Source organism: Pseudarthrobacter sp. 1C304, from assembly GCF_052245515.1.
GTDB lineage: Bacteria > Actinomycetota > Actinomycetes > Actinomycetales > Micrococcaceae > Arthrobacter.
Genome location: NZ_JBQQCH010000002.1, coordinates 447,783 through 465,994, shown reverse-complemented (window position 1 = coordinate 465,994; position 18,212 = coordinate 447,783). Strand labels below are relative to the sequence as shown.

Below are 18,212 nucleotides of genomic sequence, written 5' to 3'. Positions count from 1 at the left end.
TAAAGCACCCGTGACCATCACCACCACCAGGGCCACGCCCTCCACCACGCGCGGCTGGTTCGCGACGGCGGCCGGCGCGCTCGCCGTCGTCGTCGCCCTGGTGGTGCTGTACTCGTCCTACATCCCGCTGATGAACGACTTCGAGGTCTACTTCTACGGCGGCACCCGCGTGCTGCAGACCGGCGAAACGGGCGTCAACGAGCTGTACGCCCCCCGGGACGGGCTGCCGTTCACCTACCCGCCGTTCGCCGCGCTGCTCTTCGCGGCCATGGCGACGCTGGGCCAGGGCGGCGGCAGCCTGGTGTTTATCACCACCGCGCTGCTTGGCGCCGGGGTGGTGTCCGCCTGGCTGGCACGCCACTACTTCCGCCTCGGCAACTGGCGGAACGCCGCCGCCGACTGGCGGTTCCGGGCCGTGGCACTGGCCGGGACCGCAGCGATCCTGCTCCTGGGGCCGTGGCGGGACACTTTCGACTTCGGGCAGATCAACATCATCCTGATGGGCCTGATCCTGGCCGACTTCGCGCTCTACGGGAAAGCCCGGGCCGGGGAGATGCGCTGGCCGGCGGGCCTGCTGATCGGCATTGCGGCCGGCATCAAACTGACCCCGCTCGCGTTCGGGCTGTACTTCCTGGTCCGGCGCGACTTCAAGGCCCTCGGCTGGATGGCGGCAGGGTTCTTCGGCTCGATCGGCCTGGCCTGGGCCATCCTGCCCACCGCATCGGTCACCTTCTGGACCAAGATCCTGCCGGACACCGGACGGATCGGCGGGCCCGCCTACGTGGACAACCTCTCCCTCAAGGGCCTGCTGCTGCACCTGGGGCTCCCGGACAGCGGCTCCACCAGCCTGCTGTGGCTGGTACTGTCCCTGGCGCTCGCCGCGCTGGCCGCGCTGGTCATCGCGTGGGCCGTGGCCGCGGACGAGAACTTCGTCGCCGTGTCCGCGACCGCCGTGCTGATGCTCCTGATCAGCCCCGTGTCCTGGTCCCACCACTGGGTGTGGATGGCCGTGGCGCTGCCCTGCATGGGCTTCGCGATCCACCGGGTGCCCTCCCGGAACGGCCGGATGCGCCTCGCCGGGTGGGTCATTGTGGCCTTCTCGGCCCTCGCTTTCTACCTGACCCCCAAGTACCTGTCGGTGATGGCCGGCGCCGCCGAGTGGGGCAAGGACCCGCAGACCCAGTGGCAGCTCACGGTGGCGAGCCTCGGCGTGCTGTGCGGGATCGCCATGCTGGTCTACTGGGCGCTGGCGTACCGCCCCTCCCGCGCCGCGCTCCGCCCGGAGGCGTAGCCCCGCTACTCCGCACCCGGCCCAGCCCCGCCCCGCCCGCGAGTTGGCGCTTCGCGGCAATGTTGCGTCCGCAAACTGTACAGCCGGCGTCTCCTCTAGCTTTCTTCAAGAGAGTCAGCTAGCTTGGTGCGCATGCCGCTCCGATCCGACTGGTCCCAGAGGACCTGCAGCCTGGCCCGCGGCCTGGACGTTCTGGGCGACCCGTGGGGCATGCTGGTGCTCCGCGAGGTGTTCTTCGGCAACGGCCGCTTCGACGCCATGAAGTCCCGGCTGGGGGCGGCGGATTCCGTCCTCTCCAAACGACTCCAGGACCTCGTCGACGCGGGGCTACTCACCCGGCGCCCGTACGACGACGGCGGCCGCACCCGCCAGGAGTACGTGCTCACCGAAAAAGGCGAGGATGCCCTTCCGGTGCTCAACGCCGTCGCGATCTGGTCCGAGAAGCATCTGCCCGCGCCGTCGGACCAGGCCCACATGTACGTCATCCACACCGGCTGCGGCGCGCGCACCGCCTCCGCGGACACTTGCACCGGCTGCGGGGAATGGCTGACGGTGCGGAACACCAGCTGGCACAGCCTTGTCAGGACCCCGGAGCCGGTCCCGCTCGCTGCAACCTCTGCCGCACCCGCCACCCACCCGAACGGGCCTGCCGCATGAGCGCCCCCGACACCGCCCTGCTCCCGGCGCCGAAGCGGCGGATCCACCCGGCCTGGATTGTCGCCGCGGTGGCCTTCCTGGCCTTGGTCGGGGCTGCGGGGTTCCGGGCCGCGCCGGGCGTGCTGATGGTCCCGCTGCAGGACGAGTTCGGCTGGTCCACCACGGTGCTGTCGGCCGCGGTCAGCATCAACCTGGTGCTCTTCGGCCTCACGGCCCCCTTCGCCGCGGCCCTGATGGAACGCTTCGGTATCCGGACCGTCACCGCCGTGGCGCTCCTGCTGATCGCCGCCGGCAGCGCGCTGACCGTGCTGGTCACGCAGTCCTGGCAGATCCTGCTGACGTGGGGGCTGCTCATCGGGCTCGGAACCGGGTCCATGGCGCTGGTCTTCGCCGCAACCATCGCCAACACCTGGTTCGTCAAAAGCCGCGGACTGGTCATCGGCATCCTCACCGCCGGCAGCGCCGCCGGGCAGCTCGTATTCCTGCCGTTCATCGCCGCCCTCGCCCAGGACCCGGGCTGGCGGCAGGCGTCCCTGCTGATCGCCGCCGGCGCCCTGGCAGTGGTGCCACTGGTACTGAAATTCCTGAAAAACTCACCTGCCGACGCCGGCGTCCTGCCCTACGGCGCCGAACCGGACGACGAGTCCCTGCCCGCGCCGGGCCGCGCAGCCACTGGCGAACCCCGCCAGAACGCCGCCGTCCGCGCCCTGCAAGTGCTCCGGCGGGCCAGCAAGGTACGGACCTTCTGGGCCCTCGTTGCCGGGTTCGCCATCTGCGGCGCCACCACCAACGGCCTGATCGGCACCCACTTCATCCCCTCCGCCCACGACCACGGCATGGCCCAGACCACCGCGGCGGGCCTGCTGGCCGTCGTCGGGATCTTCGACATCGTGGGCACCATCGCCTCCGGCTGGCTGACGGACCGCTTCAATCCGCGGATCCTGCTCGCGGTCTACTACCAGTTCCGCGGCATCGGCCTGCTGGTGCTGCCCCTCCTGCTCAGCGCGACGGTGCAGCCCAGCATGATCGTCTTCGTGGTGATCTACGGGCTGGACTGGGTGGCCACCGTGCCGCCCACCGCCGCCATCTGCCGCCAGGTTTTCGGCGCGGACGGCAGCGTGGTGTTCGGCTGGGTGTTCGCCGCCCACCAGCTCGGCGCGGCCGCGGCGGCGCTGGGAGCCGGCGCGATCCGGGACGCCACCGGCCAGTACACCTACGCCTGGTTCGGCGCCGCAGCGATGTGCACCATCGCCGCCGTCGTAAGCGCCACCATCCGCAGGGACACCGCGGCGAAGGACACCGCCGCCGTGCCCGCCGTGGCCGGTTGAGCGCACCCGCGGCACCGGGCGCTAGGCTGGTCCGCATGCATGCCAACCAGCCGCCCCCGCCCGCAGCACCGCCGCGGAAGACAGCCCTCGTGACCGGAGTCGGCCGGCTGGCGGGCATCGGTGCCGGCATCGCGCGCCGGCTCGCGGCCGACGGCTGGGACCTGGTGCTGACGTACTGGCAGGACTATGACGCCCGGATGCCGTGGGGTGTCCAGCCGGACGACGTCGAACGGCTCACCGCCGAGCTGCAGGCCACCGGCGCCGCCGTGGTGGCCCTGCCGGCCGACTTCGAGGACCCGCAGGCCGTGGCCCGCCTGATGGAGTCCGCCGCCGCGGAAGCCGGGCCGCTGCAGGGCCTGGTGCTCAGCCATGCCGAATCCGTGGACTCGGGCATCCTCGACACCACGCTGGAAAGTTTCGACCGGCATTTCGCCGTGAATGCCCGGGCCAGCTGGCAGCTGATCGCGGCGTTTGCGCGGCAGGTACCGGCCGGCGGCGGCGCGGTGGTGGCGCTGACCAGCGACCACACCGCCTTCAACCTGCCCTACGGCGCGTCCAAGGGGGCGCTGGACCGGATCGTGATTGCGGCCGCGCGGGAACTTGGCCCGCAGGGGATCAGCGCCAACGTCCTCAACCCGGGTCCGGTGGATACCGGCTGGATGGACGATCAGCTGCGGGAGGACCTGGCCGGGCGACATCCCGGCGGCCGGCTCGGCACGCCGGCGGATGTGGCCGGGACGGTGGCGTTCCTGCTCTCGCCCGAGGGCCGGTGGGTGTCCGGCCAGCTGGTCAAGGCCGACGGCGGCTTCTCCGCCTGAGCCGCCCCCCGCCGGGTTGACACTTAACGGCAGTCCCGGGCGTGCAGCACTGCCGCGAAATGTACACTCGGCGGGCCGCGCCCGCTAGCGGAAGGCGGATAGCCCGGTGATGTGCTGGCCCAGGACCAGGGTGTGGACCTCGTCGGTGCCTTCGTAGGTCCGTACGGATTCCAGGTTGGCGGCGTGCCGCAGCGGCGAATAGTCCAGGGTGATGCCGTTGCCGCCCAGGATGCTCCGGGCCTCGCGGGCGATCGCGATGGCCTCCCGCACATTGTTCAGCTTGCCCAGTGAAATCTGCTCCGGGCGGAGCTTCCCGGCGTCCTTGAGCCGGCCCAGCTGCAGCGCCAGCAGCGTGCCCTTCTGGATCTCCAGCAGCATGTTCACCAATTTCTCCTGGGTCAGCTGGTACCCGGCCAGCGGCCGGCCGAACTGCAGCCGCTCCTGCGAGTACCGCAGCGCCGCCTGGTAGGAATCCCGGGCGGCACCCATGGCACCCCAGGCGATCCCGTACCGTGCCTCGTTCAGGCAGCTGAAGGGTCCGCGCAGACCGCGGGCTGCCGGCAGCAGGGCCTCGGGACCCAACCGGACGCCGTCGAACGCCACATCGCACTGGATGGAGGCGCGCATCGAGAGCTTCTGCCCGATCGGCGCCGCGGTGACGCCCGGGGTGCCGGCAGGAACGAGGAAGCCGCGCACGCCGTCGTCGGTCATGGCCCACACCACCAGCACGTCCGCCACCGAGGCGAGCCCGATCCAGCGTTTGGCGCCGTCCAGGATCCAGCCGGCGGAGTCGCCGGTGCCGTCGCGGCGGGCGAAGGTCTTCATCGCGGCGGGGTCGGAGCCGGCGGTGGGCTCGGTCAGGGCGAAGCAGCCGATCAGCTCGCCGGCGGCCATCCGGGGGAGCCACTCCTGCTTCTGGTCCTCGGAGCCCCACTTGTGGATGGCTGTCATGGCCAGCGAGCCCTGCACGGAGACGAACGTGCGGATGCCGGAGTCACCCGCCTCCAGCTCCATCGCTGCCAGGCCATATTCGACGGCGGAGCGGCCCGGGCAGCCGTAGCCCTCCAGATGCATGCCCAGGACACCGAGTTCGCCCAGTTCCGGAGCCAGCTCCAGCGGGAAGACGCCGTCCTCGTACCAGGCGGCGATGCCCGGGCGGATCCGCTGCTCCGTGAAGTCGCGGACGCGTTCCCGCACGCCGAGCTCCGCGGTGCTCAGCAGGGAATCGATCGCCAGGATGTCGGACACATCGGAACCAGTGGGGGCGGGGGAGGGGGCGGCGTCGTTGCTCATGCCAGCATCCTACGGTCAAGTCCGTGCGGCGGCCGGGCGGGAGGACATGTGCAACCCAGTTGCCTTCCGGCGGCGACGCGGGGCCCGGCCTACACTGGTGCCATGGACACCGCATCCGTTCTCGCCGTCTGCCGCGTACACCAGCTGCTGCAGGACCCCGGAAGTGTGGGCGTGACGGCGATCGACAAACGTCCCGCCGAGGGGCCGGTCAAAGTGCACCGGCTGGGCCTGCACGGAGACATCCAGGCCAGCCGCGTCCACCACGGCGGCGTGGACCAGGCGCTGTACGCCTACTCCCAGGACGACGCGGACTACTGGGCGGCGGAGCTGGGCCGCGACCTGCCGCCGGGGATCTTCGGGGAGAACCTGCGCGTCGCCGGAATCAGCGCCACCGACGCCGTGATCGGCGAACGCTGGAAGGTGGGGCTCGACGTCGAACTCGAAGTGACCTCGCCGCGCACCCCCTGCGCCACGTTCCAGCGGCGGATGAAGGAGCCGCACTGGGTCAAGAGATTCGGCGAGGCAGGGCGCGTAGGCACCTACCTGCGCGTGGTGCGGACGGGCAGCATCGCCGCCGGGGACCACATCCACCGGATCTTCGTCCCCACCCACGGCGTGACCATCGGCAAATGGTTCAGCGATCCCACGGCCGAGGACATGGAGGCCCTGCGCGACGCCGACGCCGACGGGGAGATCCGCCTGCAGCCCGAGTACCTGCGGGAGTTCGAGAAGCTGCAGCGCCGCCTCGGCGTGTAGGGTGCACGGGGGCGGTGTGCGCAAGCTCACCGCGCCCCAAGTTCCCTAGGCGCGGGCCAATGCCCTACACTTGAAATATCCCCCACTCCGGAAATCCCTTATTCCTGCCCAATTCTTGAGGCAGGACTGGCAAGTGTTGGGGCCCGCAAATTGTGATGCGGGCATTTTCATAGGGAGAGCCGGCTAAAGAAAACGCTGTACAGACTGCTGGGATAGCAGCCAAGAGATGCAGCGGGAAGTCCTGCCACGGGATTGCGAAAGCGCCGGACTTCTATGTGACCGGCCGGTCAAAGTACGCCCGGCGATTACGGTCACGTGTACTGCGGCTCCGCTCACCTCGGGTTGTGCCGCTTGGCCCCTATGGATGAGGATATTTCACCTATGCCCGAAAATCAGAACAACTCCGTCGAAACCGAACTCGCCACCGCGAACACCCAGGCCGACGTCGAGACTTCTGAAACGGCTGCCCCCGCAGCCGGCTCCGCCCCCGAATTCACCGAAGCTCCCGCGGAGACCACCGCCCCGGCCGCCGCCGAGGCCGCACCGCAGACCGACGGCAAGGCTGACACCAAGGCCGCCCCGGCCGCCGATGCTGATGATGAAGAAGAAGGCGTCAAGTTCGCCGATCTCGGCATCGACGGCCGTGTCCTCGCCGCCCTGCAGGACGTCGGCTACGAGAAGCCGTCCCCCATCCAGGCAGCCACCATCCCGCTGCTGCTGGAAGGCCGCGACGTGGTGGGCCTCGCCCAGACCGGCACCGGTAAGACTGCAGCATTCGCAGTACCGGCGCTGTCCCGCCTGGCCGAACTCCACGACCTCAACGGCCCGTCCCGCAAGACCCAGGCCCTGGTGCTGGCACCGACCCGCGAGCTGGCCCTTCAGGTCGCCGAGGCGTTCACCTCCTACGCCAAGCACATCGACGATTTCACCGTCCTCCCCGTCTACGGCGGCTCCGCCTACGGCCCCCAGCTCGCCGGCCTGCGCCGCGGCGCCCAGGTTGTTGTGGGTACCCCCGGCCGCGTGATCGACCACATCGCCAAGGGTTCCCTGGACCTGTCCGAGCTCCAGTACCTGGTGCTGGACGAGGCTGACGAGATGCTGCGCATGGGCTTTGCCGAAGACGTGGAGCAGATCTTCCAGCAGACCCCGTCGGACCGCCAGGTGGCGCTGTTCTCGGCCACCATGCCGGGCCAGATCCGCCGGATGTCCAAGCAGTACCTGAACAACCCGGCCGAGATCTCGGTGAAGTCCAAGACCACCACCGGTGCCAACACCCGCCAGCGGTACCTGCAGGTCATGGGCCCGCACAAGCTCGATGCGCTTACCCGCATCCTCGAGGTTGAAGAGTTCGACGGCGTCATCGCCTTCGTGCGCACCAAGATGGCCACCGAGGACCTGGCTGACAAGCTGAAGTCCCGCGGTTTCCAGGCCGCCGCCATCAACGGCGACATCCCGCAGCAGCAGCGCGAACGCACTGTCGACGCGCTGAAGGAAGGCCGCATCGACATCCTGGTGGCCACCGACGTCGCAGCCCGCGGCCTTGACGTGGAGCGCATCAGCCACGTGGTCAACTACGACATCCCGCACGACACGGAGTCCTACGTCCACCGCATCGGCCGTACCGGCCGCGCCGGCCGCTCGGGCGACGCGATCCTGTTCATGACGCCGCGCGAGAAGTACCTGCTGCGTTCGATCGAGAAGGCCACCCGCCAGCCGGTGGAGCAGATGCACCTGCCCACGGCCGAGACCGTCAACACGCTGCGCCTGGGCAAGTTCGCCGAGCGCATCACCGAGACCCTCGCGTCCGAGGATGTTGCGCCGTTCCGCGATCTCATCGCCTCCTACGAGGAAGAGCACAACGTCCCGGCCGCGGAGATCGCGGCCGCGCTGGCCGTCATGGCCCAGGGCGGTCAGCCGCTCCTGGTCAAGGAGCTGCCCGCAGCTCCCGAGTTCCAGAAGCGTGAGCGCTCCAAGGACGGCTTCGGGTCCCGCGGCCCGACCCGCGCCCTGACCGAGGGCAACGCCACCTACCGGATCGCCGTCGGACGCCGCCAGCGCGTTATGCCGGGTTCCATCGTGGGCGCCATCGCCAACGAAGGCGGCATCTCCTCGGCCCAGATCGGCGGCATCGACATTCGTGCGGACCACTCCCTCGTGGAGCTGCCGGCGGACCTGAGCGCCGATCAGCTGAAGGCCCTGTCCCGCACCCGGATCGGCGGCGAGCTGATCCACCTCGAGCTGGACAACGGCCGCAAGCCCTCCGGTGAGCGCGGCAGCTACCAGGGCGGCAGCCGTGGCGGCGACCGTGGCGGCAACTTCAAGGGCAGCGGCGGGTTCAAGCGCGAGTTCCGCAAGAACGACGGCGAGCGGTCCTCCGCTGACCGTGGCGGCCGCTCCTACAGCGACCGCAACGAGCGCAGCTTCGGCTCCGACGCGGCCCGCAAGCCCCGCACCGAAGGCGGCTTCAAGCCCCGCAACAAGTGGTAACCCCGAGCAGCATCTGAGAACGGGCCGGCTTCACAGCCGGCCCGTTCTTCTTTTAAGTCGCCTTGGTCACATCCCGGAGGACTGAGACGCCGGCGGCCCGGTTTCGGCCTCCCGCAGCGGCCCGGAAGTCCCGGATTTCCGGCGTTTACGGCGCATTCCCCGCCCGTTCTCAGCCCGTTCCGGGCCGCCGCGGCGCCGATTTGTTGGGTGGCGAATCTTCCGGTAGAGTATTTACTCGTTGCCCCCCTAGCTCAGTGGTAGAGCGCGTTCTTGGTAAGAACGAGGTCACCGGATCGATTCCGGTGGGGGGCTCTGAATGAGGGCCTGTGTCAAGGCGGTTTTTGACCGGCTTAGCGCAGGTTTTCCTCATTTATGGCGGCGTAGCTCAGTTGGTTAGAGCGCACGACTCATAATCGTGAGGTCGGGAGATCGAGCCTCCCCGCCGCTACAGAAAGACCCTGCAGGCCCATCCTGCAGGGTCCTTTTGTTTTAACCCCGGATGCTCCATCAGGTGGAGGGCTTAAACCGGCCGGATAGCCCCGATAAGCGATAGAGCAACGGGTTGTGGGACACAATGGGTCCATGACACGAATCGCAATTATCGGCGGCCACGGCAAGGTGGCTTTGGAACTGTCCAGGATCCTGTCCGGGGAGGGCAACGACGTCACGTCGTTCATCCGTAACCCTGACCACACAGCGGACGTTGCGGCCACGGGCGCCACTGCCGTGGTCCTGGACGTTGAACATTCGACGACGGCGGAGATCGCTGCGGCGCTCCGGAACCACGACGCCGTGGTCTGGTCTGCGGGCGCGGGCGGCGGCAGCCCGGACCGCACGTACGCCGTGGACCGGGACGCCGCCATCCGGTCGATGGACGCGGCGGCGGAGGCCGGCGTCGGGCGTTACATCATGGTGTCCTACTTCGGCGCCGGGCCCGACCATGGGGTCCCCGAGGACAACGGCTTCTTCGCCTACGCGGAGGCCAAGGCGGCCGCCGATGCCTACCTGCGCGGGACGACGGACCTGCAATGGACCATCCTGGGCCCTGGAGCGCTCACTGACGGGCCCGGGAGCGGCCTGATCGACGTCAACCCGTCGGACACTTCCGCGGGCACGGAAACGTCCCGTGCCAACGTGGCCCTTGTTGCCGCAGCCGTGCTGGGACTGCCGTCGACGGCGGGGCGCACCATCGAGTTCCGGGACGGCTCCCTGCCCCTCGCCGCTGCCCTGGAGGCCTAAGCCGGGGCGCAGGGGAGCGCCGGCGGCAGGCACCCAACAGAAAAGGACCGGATCGCTGCGCGAACCGGTCCTTTTCTCATCCTCTGGCGCTCCTCAGCGCCGAGCCGCAGCTCAGGTCCTAGGACACCGATCCGGCGAAGATACGGGCGATGTAGCCCTCATTGGGCTGCATGCCCGTCCCCGCGTAGGCCCAGAGCGAACCATTCGGCTGGCGGGCTACCAGGTCAGGGAACCCGTCCGAGTTCAGCTTTCCGGCGCCCAGGATGGTGTCGAACACGTGCCAGCCCGTCCCGATCCGTCGCGGCGCGGCGAGCTTGCCGGTGCCGTCGCCCGGATACATCCACAAGGTTCCGTCCGCCATCCGGCCGAGAAGGTCGTTCTTGCCGTCGGCGTTGAAGTCCCCGGGGCCGAACAGCTGGTCAAAGACCTCCCAGCCGAACTCGCCGATCTTCACGGCCCCCATGTAGCCCTCGTTGGTGCCGTCAACAGTGCCGGTGCCGCGGTACAGCCAGAGCGAGCCGTCCGCTTTCCGGGCCACGAGGTCGTTCTTTCCGTCCCCGTTGAGGTCGCCGGTGCCGGTGAGCGCAGTGAAGCCGCTCCAGCCGCCGTTGCCGATTTTCTTGGCCGGCAGGTAGCCCTGGTTGGTGGCGTCCACCCGGCCGGTGCCGGGGTACAGCCACAGGGTTCCGTCCGGCTTGCGGGCCACCAGGTCGTTCTTGCCGTCACCGGTGAAATCGCGGACGCTGACCAGCGCGTCGAACATCTCCCAGCCGCTGTTGCCGATCTTGCGCGGAGTGCCGTAAGCCCCGTTCCCGGTGCCGGGGTAGAACCACAGGGTGCCGTCCGGCTTCCGGGCCAGCAGATCGGCAATCTTGTCCCCGTTGAAATCCTCGACGGCGGTCAGGGAGTTGAAGGCCTCCCAGCCGTAGTCGCCGATTTTCCGTGCGCTGCCATAGCCCTCGTCCCGCATGGCGGTTCCGGCATAGAAGAAGACGTTGCCGTCGGGCTGGCTTGCCGCGATGTCGGCGGTGCGGTCCCCGTTGGCGTCGCCGGTGCCCGTGATGGTGTTGTAGATGTCCCACCCGGTCCCGATCTGCGCCGGGTTGACCAGCTTCGCCGGGCCGGAGTTCGAATACAGGAACAGATCCCCGTTAGGAAGCCGGGCGGCGAGGTCGTTGGTGCCGTCGCCGTTGAAGTCCTGGATCGGGATCAGCTGGTCGAAGATTTCCCAGCCTGTGTCGATGCTGCGCGGGGTTCCCGGGCGGCCCGTGCCCGTGCCGGGGTACAGCACCAGGATGCCGTCCGGCCGGCGTGCCAGGATGTCCGGTTTGCCGTCACCGTCGAAGTCGCGGACGCCCAGCAGCGAGGTAAAGACTTCCCAGCCGTAGTCGCCGATCTTCACCCCGGACAGGTAGCCTTCGCCGCCGCCGGACACATTGCCGGTGCCGGCATAGAACCACAGTGAGCCGTCGAATTTCCGGGCCACCAAGTCGTTTTTGCCGTCGGCGTTGAAGTCCCCGGTGCCGAGGATGGTGTCGAAGATATGCCAGCCGGTCCCGATCCGCTGGCCGGCCCGGGACCTGCCGGTGCCGTCACCCGGATAGAGCCAGAGCTCGCCGTTGACCTTGCGCTGGATGAGGTCGGAAATCCCATCCCCGTTGAAGTCGCCGGGGGCCACCAGCAGGGGCTTGGCGGCCGGGAGGGTGTCAATGGTGATCCCGGCGCCGGAACTCGAGATCCAGTCGATGGTCACTTTGGTCCCGGCATGGGTCTTGAAGGTCTGCCCCGGCTGCCAGGTCTGGTTGTAGCTGTAGTAGCCGTTGAAGGTGGTGGTGTTGGGCTGGAGGGCGATGGAGCCGGCACCGGAGGACTGGAGCACCTTGACGCCGCGGTTGCCGCCAAGGGCCGTCGCCGCGTCGTTCCCTATCGGCAGGCGGAGTTCGAGGTAGTAGGTTTCCCCGCTGACGGGGTCCGTGAATTTGATGCCCCGGTAAGCGTCCGCGCTTCCCCAGGCCTTCAGCTGGTAGGAGTTCCGGCCCTCCACCTTCCCCAGGTTCCTGACCTCGCTGCCGGCACCGAAACCGCCGTATTCGTACATGGGGGAGCTCACCACCGGCTGGCTCACCTGGGATACCCCCATCAGGTCCAGGTTGTCCTTGTATTCCTCGATACCGCAGGTGCGGTTGGCGAAGGTTCCGTCCGCGTTGCTGGCGGTGTCCACGGCGCCGTCCCCGCAGCGGAGCCGGTTGGCATGCATCAGGCCCAAAACGTGGCCGAATTCGTGCGTCAGCACACTCTTGGTCAGCGTCGCCGGGAGCGGCATGAGAACCCGGCCGCTGGTGCCGTTGGTGCTCCAGCCGGCGCCGTAGGCCCCGTCAGAGAGCGTGGGCGTGGATACGAAGACCACCAGCGCGGTGTAGGGGCTGGCTACCCACCCGATCTCCGCCGTGATGGTGTTCATCATGGAGGAGTAGCTCTGGGTGGAGGTGGCCTTGCTGGTCCGGTTTTCGACGCTGGCGACGCTCATGGAGAGCCTGCCGTTCGACATGGCCTGCCAGTACGTGCTGCTCGTCTCGATCGCGGCGCGGGCATCCGCTTCGGGAATCGTGGCTGTCCGGTCGGCCAGCTGCACCATGACCAGCTTCACCTTGATATCGCCGCTGCGGGACAGCGAGTACGCCTCGGTGGAGCTCTTCCGGACCGGGATGCCCTTGGGACCGGTGGGAAGCGGAGTTTCAAACGTGTGGGCAATCAGCGGCTTGTCCCCGGAGGCCTCGGAGTAGACCGAATGGCCGTGCTCGTCCAGGGGGGCCGTGCTGGCCGTCGACGGCGCGGTGTCCGCCGGCGCGGCTGTCGCCGTCGGCGCCGGTGCCGCGGTAGCCGTGGGGGCCGCCGCTGCCGTCGGTGCCGCCGTCGGGGCCGGTGCCGCCGTAGCTGTGGGAGCCGCCGTGGCCGCCGCTGCCGTGGGGGCCGCCGTCGCCGTCGTCTGCGACGACGTCGCCGGCATCGGATCAGCGAGGGCCGGCGACAGCGTCACCGCTGTGAGCGAGGCAAGAGTGACGGCAAACGCCGTCAGAAGCGCTGTCGTCTTCCGTATTGAGTTCACTTGATGTCTTTCATGAGACCGCCGCCGCGCTGAAGGCTCAGCGGGGCGGCCGGGAGACCGGGAAGTGAGGTCAGTCTACGGATGCCACGCCAACAGATCAGGTAACTTGCTGCAAACTTTCGTCTAAGGTAGCGAATCGTTGCCGAATCTTGAGCTAAGCCACAGCCCCTCCCCGGATTGCACCGACCGGAAGTTACGGGTTCAGCTCCAGCTCAAGGGCGTTCGCCTCGACAAAGTCCAGGGCATGCCGGACGGCGCCGACCGTCACAATGGAGTCCCCCAGCGGCGAGACTGTGACGCGCGGGGGTGTCGCCGTCAGCCGGGGGAGCCGCGCGGTGATGCCGGGCGCCAGCGCCTGCGCCGACTCGGCCACGGCGCCGCCAATCACCACCTGCTCCGGATTGATAAAACTCGCCACCGTGGCAATGACCCGGGCCATCCGGTCCGCGATCCTGTCCAGGATGGCCAGTGCCGCAGGGTCCCCGGCCGCGGCGTCTTCAAAGACGCGACGGGCGCTCGCGGGACCTCCCGCCACCGGGCCGCCGCCGGCCGCGGACCACTGCCGGGCCAGGCTGGCGATGCCGTCACTGGAGCCGACGCCCTCCACAAGGTCCAGGTACCCCATTTCGCCTGCCGCGCCGCCGCGGCCGTGCAGCAGCCGTCCGGACTCCATCACGCCGGCGCCCAGCCGCTCGCCGGCCAGGAGCACCACCAGATCGTCGACGCCGGCGCCGGATCCGCGCCAGCGCTCACCCAGGGCGGCGAGGTTCGCATCGTTTTCCAGCAGCACGGTCCAGCCGTGCAGGTCCTGCAGCGCGGCGCGGAGCCCGACGTCGAACAGGCTCCAGAAGTGCTGCGTGACCAGCACCTTGCCGTCGCGGTCCACCGGCGCGGCAATGCCGGCCCCGACGGCCAGGACCGCACCGGGCCCGGTTCCGGCGGCCGCCAGCGCCTCACGGCAGGCACGGTCGACGACGTCGATCCGCTCCGCCGCGGGGATGTCCGCGGCCCGGAAGCCCTCGCTGGAGCGCCCGACGACGGTGCCGCGGAGGTCCGCGACCGCGGCGGTGGTGGTTGCCGCGCCGATGTCGATCCCCAGCACGAATCCTGCCCTCGCGTTGAGTTCGAAGCGCCGGGCCGGGCGGCCTTTGCGCGGCCCGGCGGGCTGGTCGTCGCCGCGGGCGGCCAGCTCGCGGATCCAGCCCCGCCGGATCAGGTCCTCGCAGACGGCTATCACCGATGCCCGCGTCAGCCCGGTGTGGGTCATCAGCTCCGTGCCCGTGGCCGACTCAGTGTTCCGGATGAAGCCGAGCACCGACTGGGCGTTCACCCGGCGCAGGAGCTGGGGCGTGGCGGCGGCAGCCGTCGGCTTCAAATGTTGACCTCTTCCTGATCCGGACCCATAATTGTTCAGGCAATATATTTAGCTTGTATCTAAAATATCAGACCCAGTTCCGAGCCCCGAAGGATTTCCTTTGTCCAACACCGCCACGCTGGCAACCCTGTCCGGTTCCGACCTCGCCGCCGATCCCAACTGGTGGCGCCAGGCATCCGTGTACCAGATCTACCCGCGCAGCTTCTCCGATTCGAACGGTGACGGCCTGGGCGACATCAAAGGCATCACCGCGAAGGTGCCGTACCTGAAGGAACTCGGCATCGACGCCGTCTGGCTCAGCCCGTTCTACCCTTCGGCCCTCGCGGATGGCGGGTACGACGTCGACGACTACCGCGACGTGGACCCCAAACTCGGCACCCTCGAGGACTTCGACGAGATGTCCGCCGCCCTGCACGCCGCCGGCATCAAGCTGATCGCGGACATCGTGCCGAACCACTCCTCGAACCGGCACGCATGGTTCCAGGAAGCCCTCGCGTCCCCGCGCGGCTCCGACGCGCGTGAGCGCTACATCTTCCGCGACGGCAAAGGCGACAACGGCGAGATCCCGCCGTCGGACTGGGAATCGGTCTTCGGCGGCCCGGCCTGGGAACGCATCACCGAACCGGACGGCACCCCCGGCCAGTGGTACATGCACATCTTCGCCAAGGAACAGCCCGACCTGAACTGGTCCAACCGTGAAATCCGGGACGACTTCCTCAAGACCCTGCGCTTCTGGTCCGACCGCGGCGTGGACGGCTTCCGCGTCGACGTCGCCCACGCCCTCACCAAGGACCTCACCGAACCGCTGCTCTCCAAGGTCGAACTCAGCGAGGCCAACTCCGGCACCGACGGCTTCGACGACGGCTCGCACCCGTTCTGGGACCGCGACGAGGTCCACGAGATCTACGTCGAGTGGCGCGAGGTCTTCAACGAGTACAACCCGCCGCGCACCGCCGTCGCCGAGGCCTGGGTCCACGCCAGCCGCCGCGGCCGCTACGCGAGCCCCGAGGGCCTGGGCCAGGCGTTCAACTTCGACCTCCTGCAGGCCGACTTCGACGCCGAGGAATTCCGCGAGATCATCACCCGGAACCTGGCCGAGGCCACCGAATCCGGCGCGTCGTCCACCTGGGTGTTCTCCAACCACGACGTGGTCCGCCACGCCACCCGCTACGGCCTGCCCAAGGGCGGCGGCAAGCACGCCAAGGGCCAGGACGGGAAGGGCTGGCTGCTCGCCGGCGCCCCGGCCGAGGAGCTCGACGCCGAACTCGGCCTGCGCCGCGCCCGCGCGGCCACCCAGCTGATGCTGGCCCTGCCGGGCTCCGCCTACCTGTACCAGGGTGAGGAGCTGGGCCTGCAGGAAGTCGCGGACATCCCCGACGCCGAACGCCAGGACCCCACCTTCTTCCGCAACAAGGGCGTGGAGATCGGCCGGGACGGCTGCCGCGTGCCGCTGCCCTGGACCGCGGAGGGCCCCTCCTTCGGATTCGGCGACGGCGGATCGCACCTGCCGCAGCCGGCCTGGTTCGGCCGCTACGCCGTCGCCGCCGAAGACGGCGTGGAGGGCTCCACCCTGGAGTTCTACCGCAAGGCACTGAAGCTGCGCCGCGAGCTGCAGACCTCCGAGGAACTCGAATGGCACACCACGGCCAGCCCCGACGTGCTGCACTTCAGCCGCCCCGGCGGCTGGCAGACCCTCACCAACTTCGGCGACGAGCCCGTGGAGCTGCCCGCCGGAACGGTGCTGCTCAGCAGCGGACCGCTCGAGAAGAACCTCCTCCCGGGTAACACCACCGTCTGGCTGCGGTGAGTTCCCCGGAACGTGCCACGCAGGCCCAGGACCAGGACCAGGCCCAGGCCCAGGCCCAGGAGCTGATCCCTGCCCAGGAGCTGATTTATGGCTGCATGGGCCTGGGCGGCAGCTGGTCGCCGGAGCCGTACTCGTCCGCTGACGTGGACGAGGCGGCTGCGGCCGTCAGCGCTGCCCTTGACGCCGGCATCACCCTCTTCGACCACGCCGACATCTATCGTGCCGGCAAGTCCGAGGCCGTGTTCGGCGAGGTCCTGGCGGCCACCCCGGAGCTGCGCGGACGCATCCGCCTGCAGACCAAGTGCGGCATCCGGCTGAACGAACAGGGGCTGAAGACGTACTACGACCTGAGCCGGGACGCTATCCTGGAGCGGGTCAACGGCAGTCTGGCCCGGCTCCGCACGGACTACGTGGACGTGCTGATGCTGCACCGCCCGGACCCCCTGATGGACCCCGCGGAGGTGGCCTCCGCCGTCGGGCAGCTGATGACGGAAGGCAAGGTCCGTGCGCTGGGCGTGTCCAACATGTCCGGGGCGCAGATCGAGGTCCTGCAGGACCGGCTGGAGACCCCGGTGGTCGCCAACCAGCTCGAGATGAGCCTGCTCAAGCGCGCCTGGCTGGAAAGCACCGTCCTGGTCAACCATGCCGAGGGCACGGACTACAGCTTCCCGCACGGAACCGTGGAGCACTGCGTCCGGCATGGGATCACGCTGCAGGCCTACGGCGCCCTGGCCCGCGGACTCTACACGGGGGCGCCAGCCGCGGCCCCGTCGGCAGCGGAGGAAGCCACCACTGCCCTCGTGGCGCAGCTGGCCGCCGGCAAGAACACCACCGGGGAAGCGGTCCTGCTGGGCTGGCTGATGCGGCACCCTGCCGGCATCGCGCCCGTAATCGGCACCGCCAACCCGGAGCGGATCCGGGCCTGCGCCGGCGCGGCCGCGGTGGCGCAGGCCATGACCCGGACCGAGTGGTACCGGCTCTGGGTGACGGCGCGGGGCAGCAACATCCCCTGAGGTTCCTCCCACCCGGGGCAGCCGGCAGGCAGGGCCGTTGTGCAGTCTGGCAACGGCCCTGGCTGCCGGTTGGCCGGGCCGGGATGTGATTTTGGTCGTAATGGTCGCTTGCGGGGGCCGGAATACTTCGCGGCGGACACCTCGGAACGGCTAGCGTAGATACATGACCTCCACCACCACCGCCGGGACTGTCCGGCCTCAACGCAACATCCCGGCCGACATCGCCCGCTCCTGGCTGCTGGTGAACGCCATGAAGACCGAACTCTTCGACCAGTCGGCTGTCTCCCGCGCGGACGCCATCATCCTGGACATCGAGGATGCGGTGGATCCGTCGCAGAAGGACGCCGCCCGCGCCAACGTCGTGGACTGGCTGACCGCCGGCGGCAACGCCTGGGTCCGGATCAACGATGCCACCAGCCCCTTCTGGGCCGACGACCTCGCCGGGCTCCGCGGCACCCCCGGGCTGCTCGGCGTGATGCTCGCCAAGACCGAGTCCGCGGACCAGGTCACCGAGAGCTTCCACCGCATGGACGGCAAGACCCCGGTCATCCCGCTGGTGGAGTCCGCCGTCGGCATCGAGGAAGCAAACAACATCGCCAGGGCCCAGGGCGCGTTCCGGCTCGCCTTCGGCTCGGGCGACTTCCGCCGCGACACGGGCATGGCAGCCACCCCCGAGGCCATGGCCTACCCGCGCGCCAAACTGGTGGTCGCCAGCCGCGTCGGCAACCTGCCCGGCCCCATCGACGGCCCCACCGTCGGCACCAACCACCCCATCCTGCGCGAGCAGACCGGCATCACGGTCATGATGGGCATGACCGGCAAGCTGTGCCTCGCCATCGACCAGACCCACGTCATCAACGAGGTCATCAGCCCCACGCCGTCCGACGTCGCCTGGGCCACCGACTTCATGGCCGACTTTGAAGCCAACGGCCGCGTGATCCGCGACGGTTCGGACCTGCCCCGCCTGGGCCGCGCCGAGAAGATCATGAAGCTCGCGGTAGCCTTTGGGGTGCAGCCGGCCCTGTAGCCCGCCCTGAACCCA

Annotated in this window: 13 protein-coding genes and 2 tRNA genes; 12 read left to right on the top strand and 3 right to left on the bottom strand. The window is 69.2% G+C overall.

Annotation, left to right across the window (positions count from 1 at the left end; translation table 11 throughout):
- The first annotated feature begins 10 nt into the window (after positions 1–10).
- The 4 genes from ACTWQD_RS06230 (at position 11) to ACTWQD_RS06215 (ending at position 4,094) form a co-directional block, all read left to right on the top strand.
- Positions 11–1,291, top strand: coding sequence for a glycosyltransferase 87 family protein (locus ACTWQD_RS06230; protein ID WP_443195273.1), 1,281 nt, complete (start codon positions 11–13; stop codon positions 1,289–1,291).
- Between the two features lie 132 nt (positions 1,292–1,423).
- The gene (locus tag ACTWQD_RS06225; RefSeq protein WP_443195272.1) at positions 1,424–1,948 is read left to right on the top strand and encodes a winged helix-turn-helix transcriptional regulator; all 525 of its coding nucleotides are present in this window, start codon (positions 1,424–1,426) and stop codon (positions 1,946–1,948) included.
- A complete protein-coding gene (locus ACTWQD_RS06220; protein WP_443195271.1) occupies positions 1,945–3,276 on the top strand; it encodes an MFS transporter in 1,332 nt (443 codons plus the stop codon). Before ACTWQD_RS06225 ends, ACTWQD_RS06220 begins: the two co-directional genes overlap by 4 nt.
- 35 nt (positions 3,277–3,311) lie before the next feature.
- Positions 3,312–4,094: an SDR family oxidoreductase gene (locus ACTWQD_RS06215; protein ID WP_443195270.1), complete on the top strand. Its 783-nt coding sequence runs from the start codon at positions 3,312–3,314 to the stop codon at positions 4,092–4,094.
- Between the two features lie 84 nt (positions 4,095–4,178).
- Here the strand turns inward: ACTWQD_RS06215 and ACTWQD_RS06210 are convergent, their stop codons facing one another.
- On the bottom strand, positions 4,179–5,387 hold the full coding sequence (locus ACTWQD_RS06210) for an acyl-CoA dehydrogenase family protein (RefSeq protein ID WP_443195269.1): 1,209 nt from the start codon (positions 5,385–5,387) through the stop codon (positions 4,179–4,181).
- 102 nt (positions 5,388–5,489) lie between these two features.
- Here ACTWQD_RS06210 and ACTWQD_RS06205 point away from each other — a divergent pair, with 102 nt between their 5' ends.
- The 5 genes from ACTWQD_RS06205 (at position 5,490) to ACTWQD_RS06185 (ending at position 9,869) form a co-directional block, all read left to right on the top strand.
- The gene (locus ACTWQD_RS06205; protein WP_443195268.1) at positions 5,490–6,143 is read left to right on the top strand and encodes an MOSC domain-containing protein; all 654 of its coding nucleotides are present in this window, start codon (positions 5,490–5,492) and stop codon (positions 6,141–6,143) included.
- 381 nt (positions 6,144–6,524) lie between these two features.
- Positions 6,525–8,630, top strand: coding sequence for a DEAD/DEAH box helicase (locus ACTWQD_RS06200; RefSeq protein ID WP_443195267.1), 2,106 nt, complete (start codon positions 6,525–6,527; stop codon positions 8,628–8,630).
- 240 nt (positions 8,631–8,870) lie between these two features.
- A tRNA-Thr gene (locus ACTWQD_RS06195) sits at positions 8,871–8,942 on the top strand.
- 62 nt (positions 8,943–9,004) lie between these two features.
- Positions 9,005–9,078 (top strand) — tRNA-Met (locus ACTWQD_RS06190).
- A 134-nt stretch (positions 9,079–9,212) separates the two neighbouring features.
- Positions 9,213–9,869 (top strand): NAD(P)H-binding protein, encoded by a 657-nt coding sequence (locus ACTWQD_RS06185; RefSeq protein ID WP_443195266.1) that lies wholly within the window; start codon positions 9,213–9,215, stop codon positions 9,867–9,869.
- 118 nt (positions 9,870–9,987) lie between these two features.
- On the opposite strand, the gene ACTWQD_RS06180 is transcribed toward ACTWQD_RS06185, so the two are convergent.
- Positions 9,988–12,975: an FG-GAP-like repeat-containing protein gene (locus tag ACTWQD_RS06180; RefSeq protein WP_443195265.1), complete on the bottom strand. Its 2,988-nt coding sequence runs from the start codon at positions 12,973–12,975 to the stop codon at positions 9,988–9,990.
- Between the two features lie 193 nt (positions 12,976–13,168).
- Positions 13,169–14,350: an ROK family transcriptional regulator gene (locus tag ACTWQD_RS06175; RefSeq protein WP_443195264.1), complete on the bottom strand. Its 1,182-nt coding sequence runs from the start codon at positions 14,348–14,350 to the stop codon at positions 13,169–13,171.
- A gap of 100 nt (positions 14,351–14,450) precedes the next feature.
- Here ACTWQD_RS06175 and ACTWQD_RS06170 point away from each other — a divergent pair, with 100 nt between their 5' ends.
- From ACTWQD_RS06170 to ACTWQD_RS06160, 3 genes are all read left to right on the top strand, one after another.
- Positions 14,451–16,157 carry a glycoside hydrolase family 13 protein gene (locus ACTWQD_RS06170; protein ID WP_443195263.1) on the top strand — a complete coding sequence of 569 codons (1,707 nt, stop codon included), beginning with the start codon at positions 14,451–14,453 and terminating at the stop codon, positions 16,155–16,157.
- Positions 16,158–16,222: 65 nt separating this feature from the next.
- Entirely contained in the window at positions 16,223–17,170 is a 948-nt protein-coding gene (locus tag ACTWQD_RS06165) for an aldo/keto reductase (RefSeq protein WP_443195531.1), read from the top strand.
- A gap of 163 nt (positions 17,171–17,333) precedes the next feature.
- Positions 17,334–18,197 carry an HpcH/HpaI aldolase/citrate lyase family protein gene (locus ACTWQD_RS06160; protein WP_066436697.1) on the top strand — a complete coding sequence of 288 codons (864 nt, stop codon included), beginning with the start codon at positions 17,334–17,336 and terminating at the stop codon, positions 18,195–18,197.
- Positions 18,198–18,212 lie beyond the last annotated feature (15 nt).

Excerpts from the sequence above, each read along its gene's own strand:
- ACTWQD_RS06160 (WP_066436697.1), top strand. The coding sequence starts at position 17,334 with ATGACCTCCACCACCACCGCCGGGACTGTCCGGCCTCAACGCAACATC.
- ACTWQD_RS06210 (WP_443195269.1), bottom strand. The coding sequence starts at position 5,387 with ATGAGCAACGACGCCGCCCCCTCCCCCGCCCCCACTGGTTCCGATGTG.
- ACTWQD_RS06185 (WP_443195266.1), top strand. The coding sequence starts at position 9,213 with ATGACACGAATCGCAATTATCGGCGGCCACGGCAAGGTGGCTTTGGAA.
- ACTWQD_RS06220 (WP_443195271.1), top strand. The coding sequence starts at position 1,945 with ATGAGCGCCCCCGACACCGCCCTGCTCCCGGCGCCGAAGCGGCGGATC.
- ACTWQD_RS06200 (WP_443195267.1), top strand. The coding sequence starts at position 6,525 with ATGCCCGAAAATCAGAACAACTCCGTCGAAACCGAACTCGCCACCGCG.
- ACTWQD_RS06205 (WP_443195268.1), top strand. The coding sequence starts at position 5,490 with ATGGACACCGCATCCGTTCTCGCCGTCTGCCGCGTACACCAGCTGCTG.
- ACTWQD_RS06225 (WP_443195272.1), top strand. The coding sequence starts at position 1,424 with ATGCCGCTCCGATCCGACTGGTCCCAGAGGACCTGCAGCCTGGCCCGC.
- ACTWQD_RS06215 (WP_443195270.1), top strand. The coding sequence starts at position 3,312 with ATGCATGCCAACCAGCCGCCCCCGCCCGCAGCACCGCCGCGGAAGACA.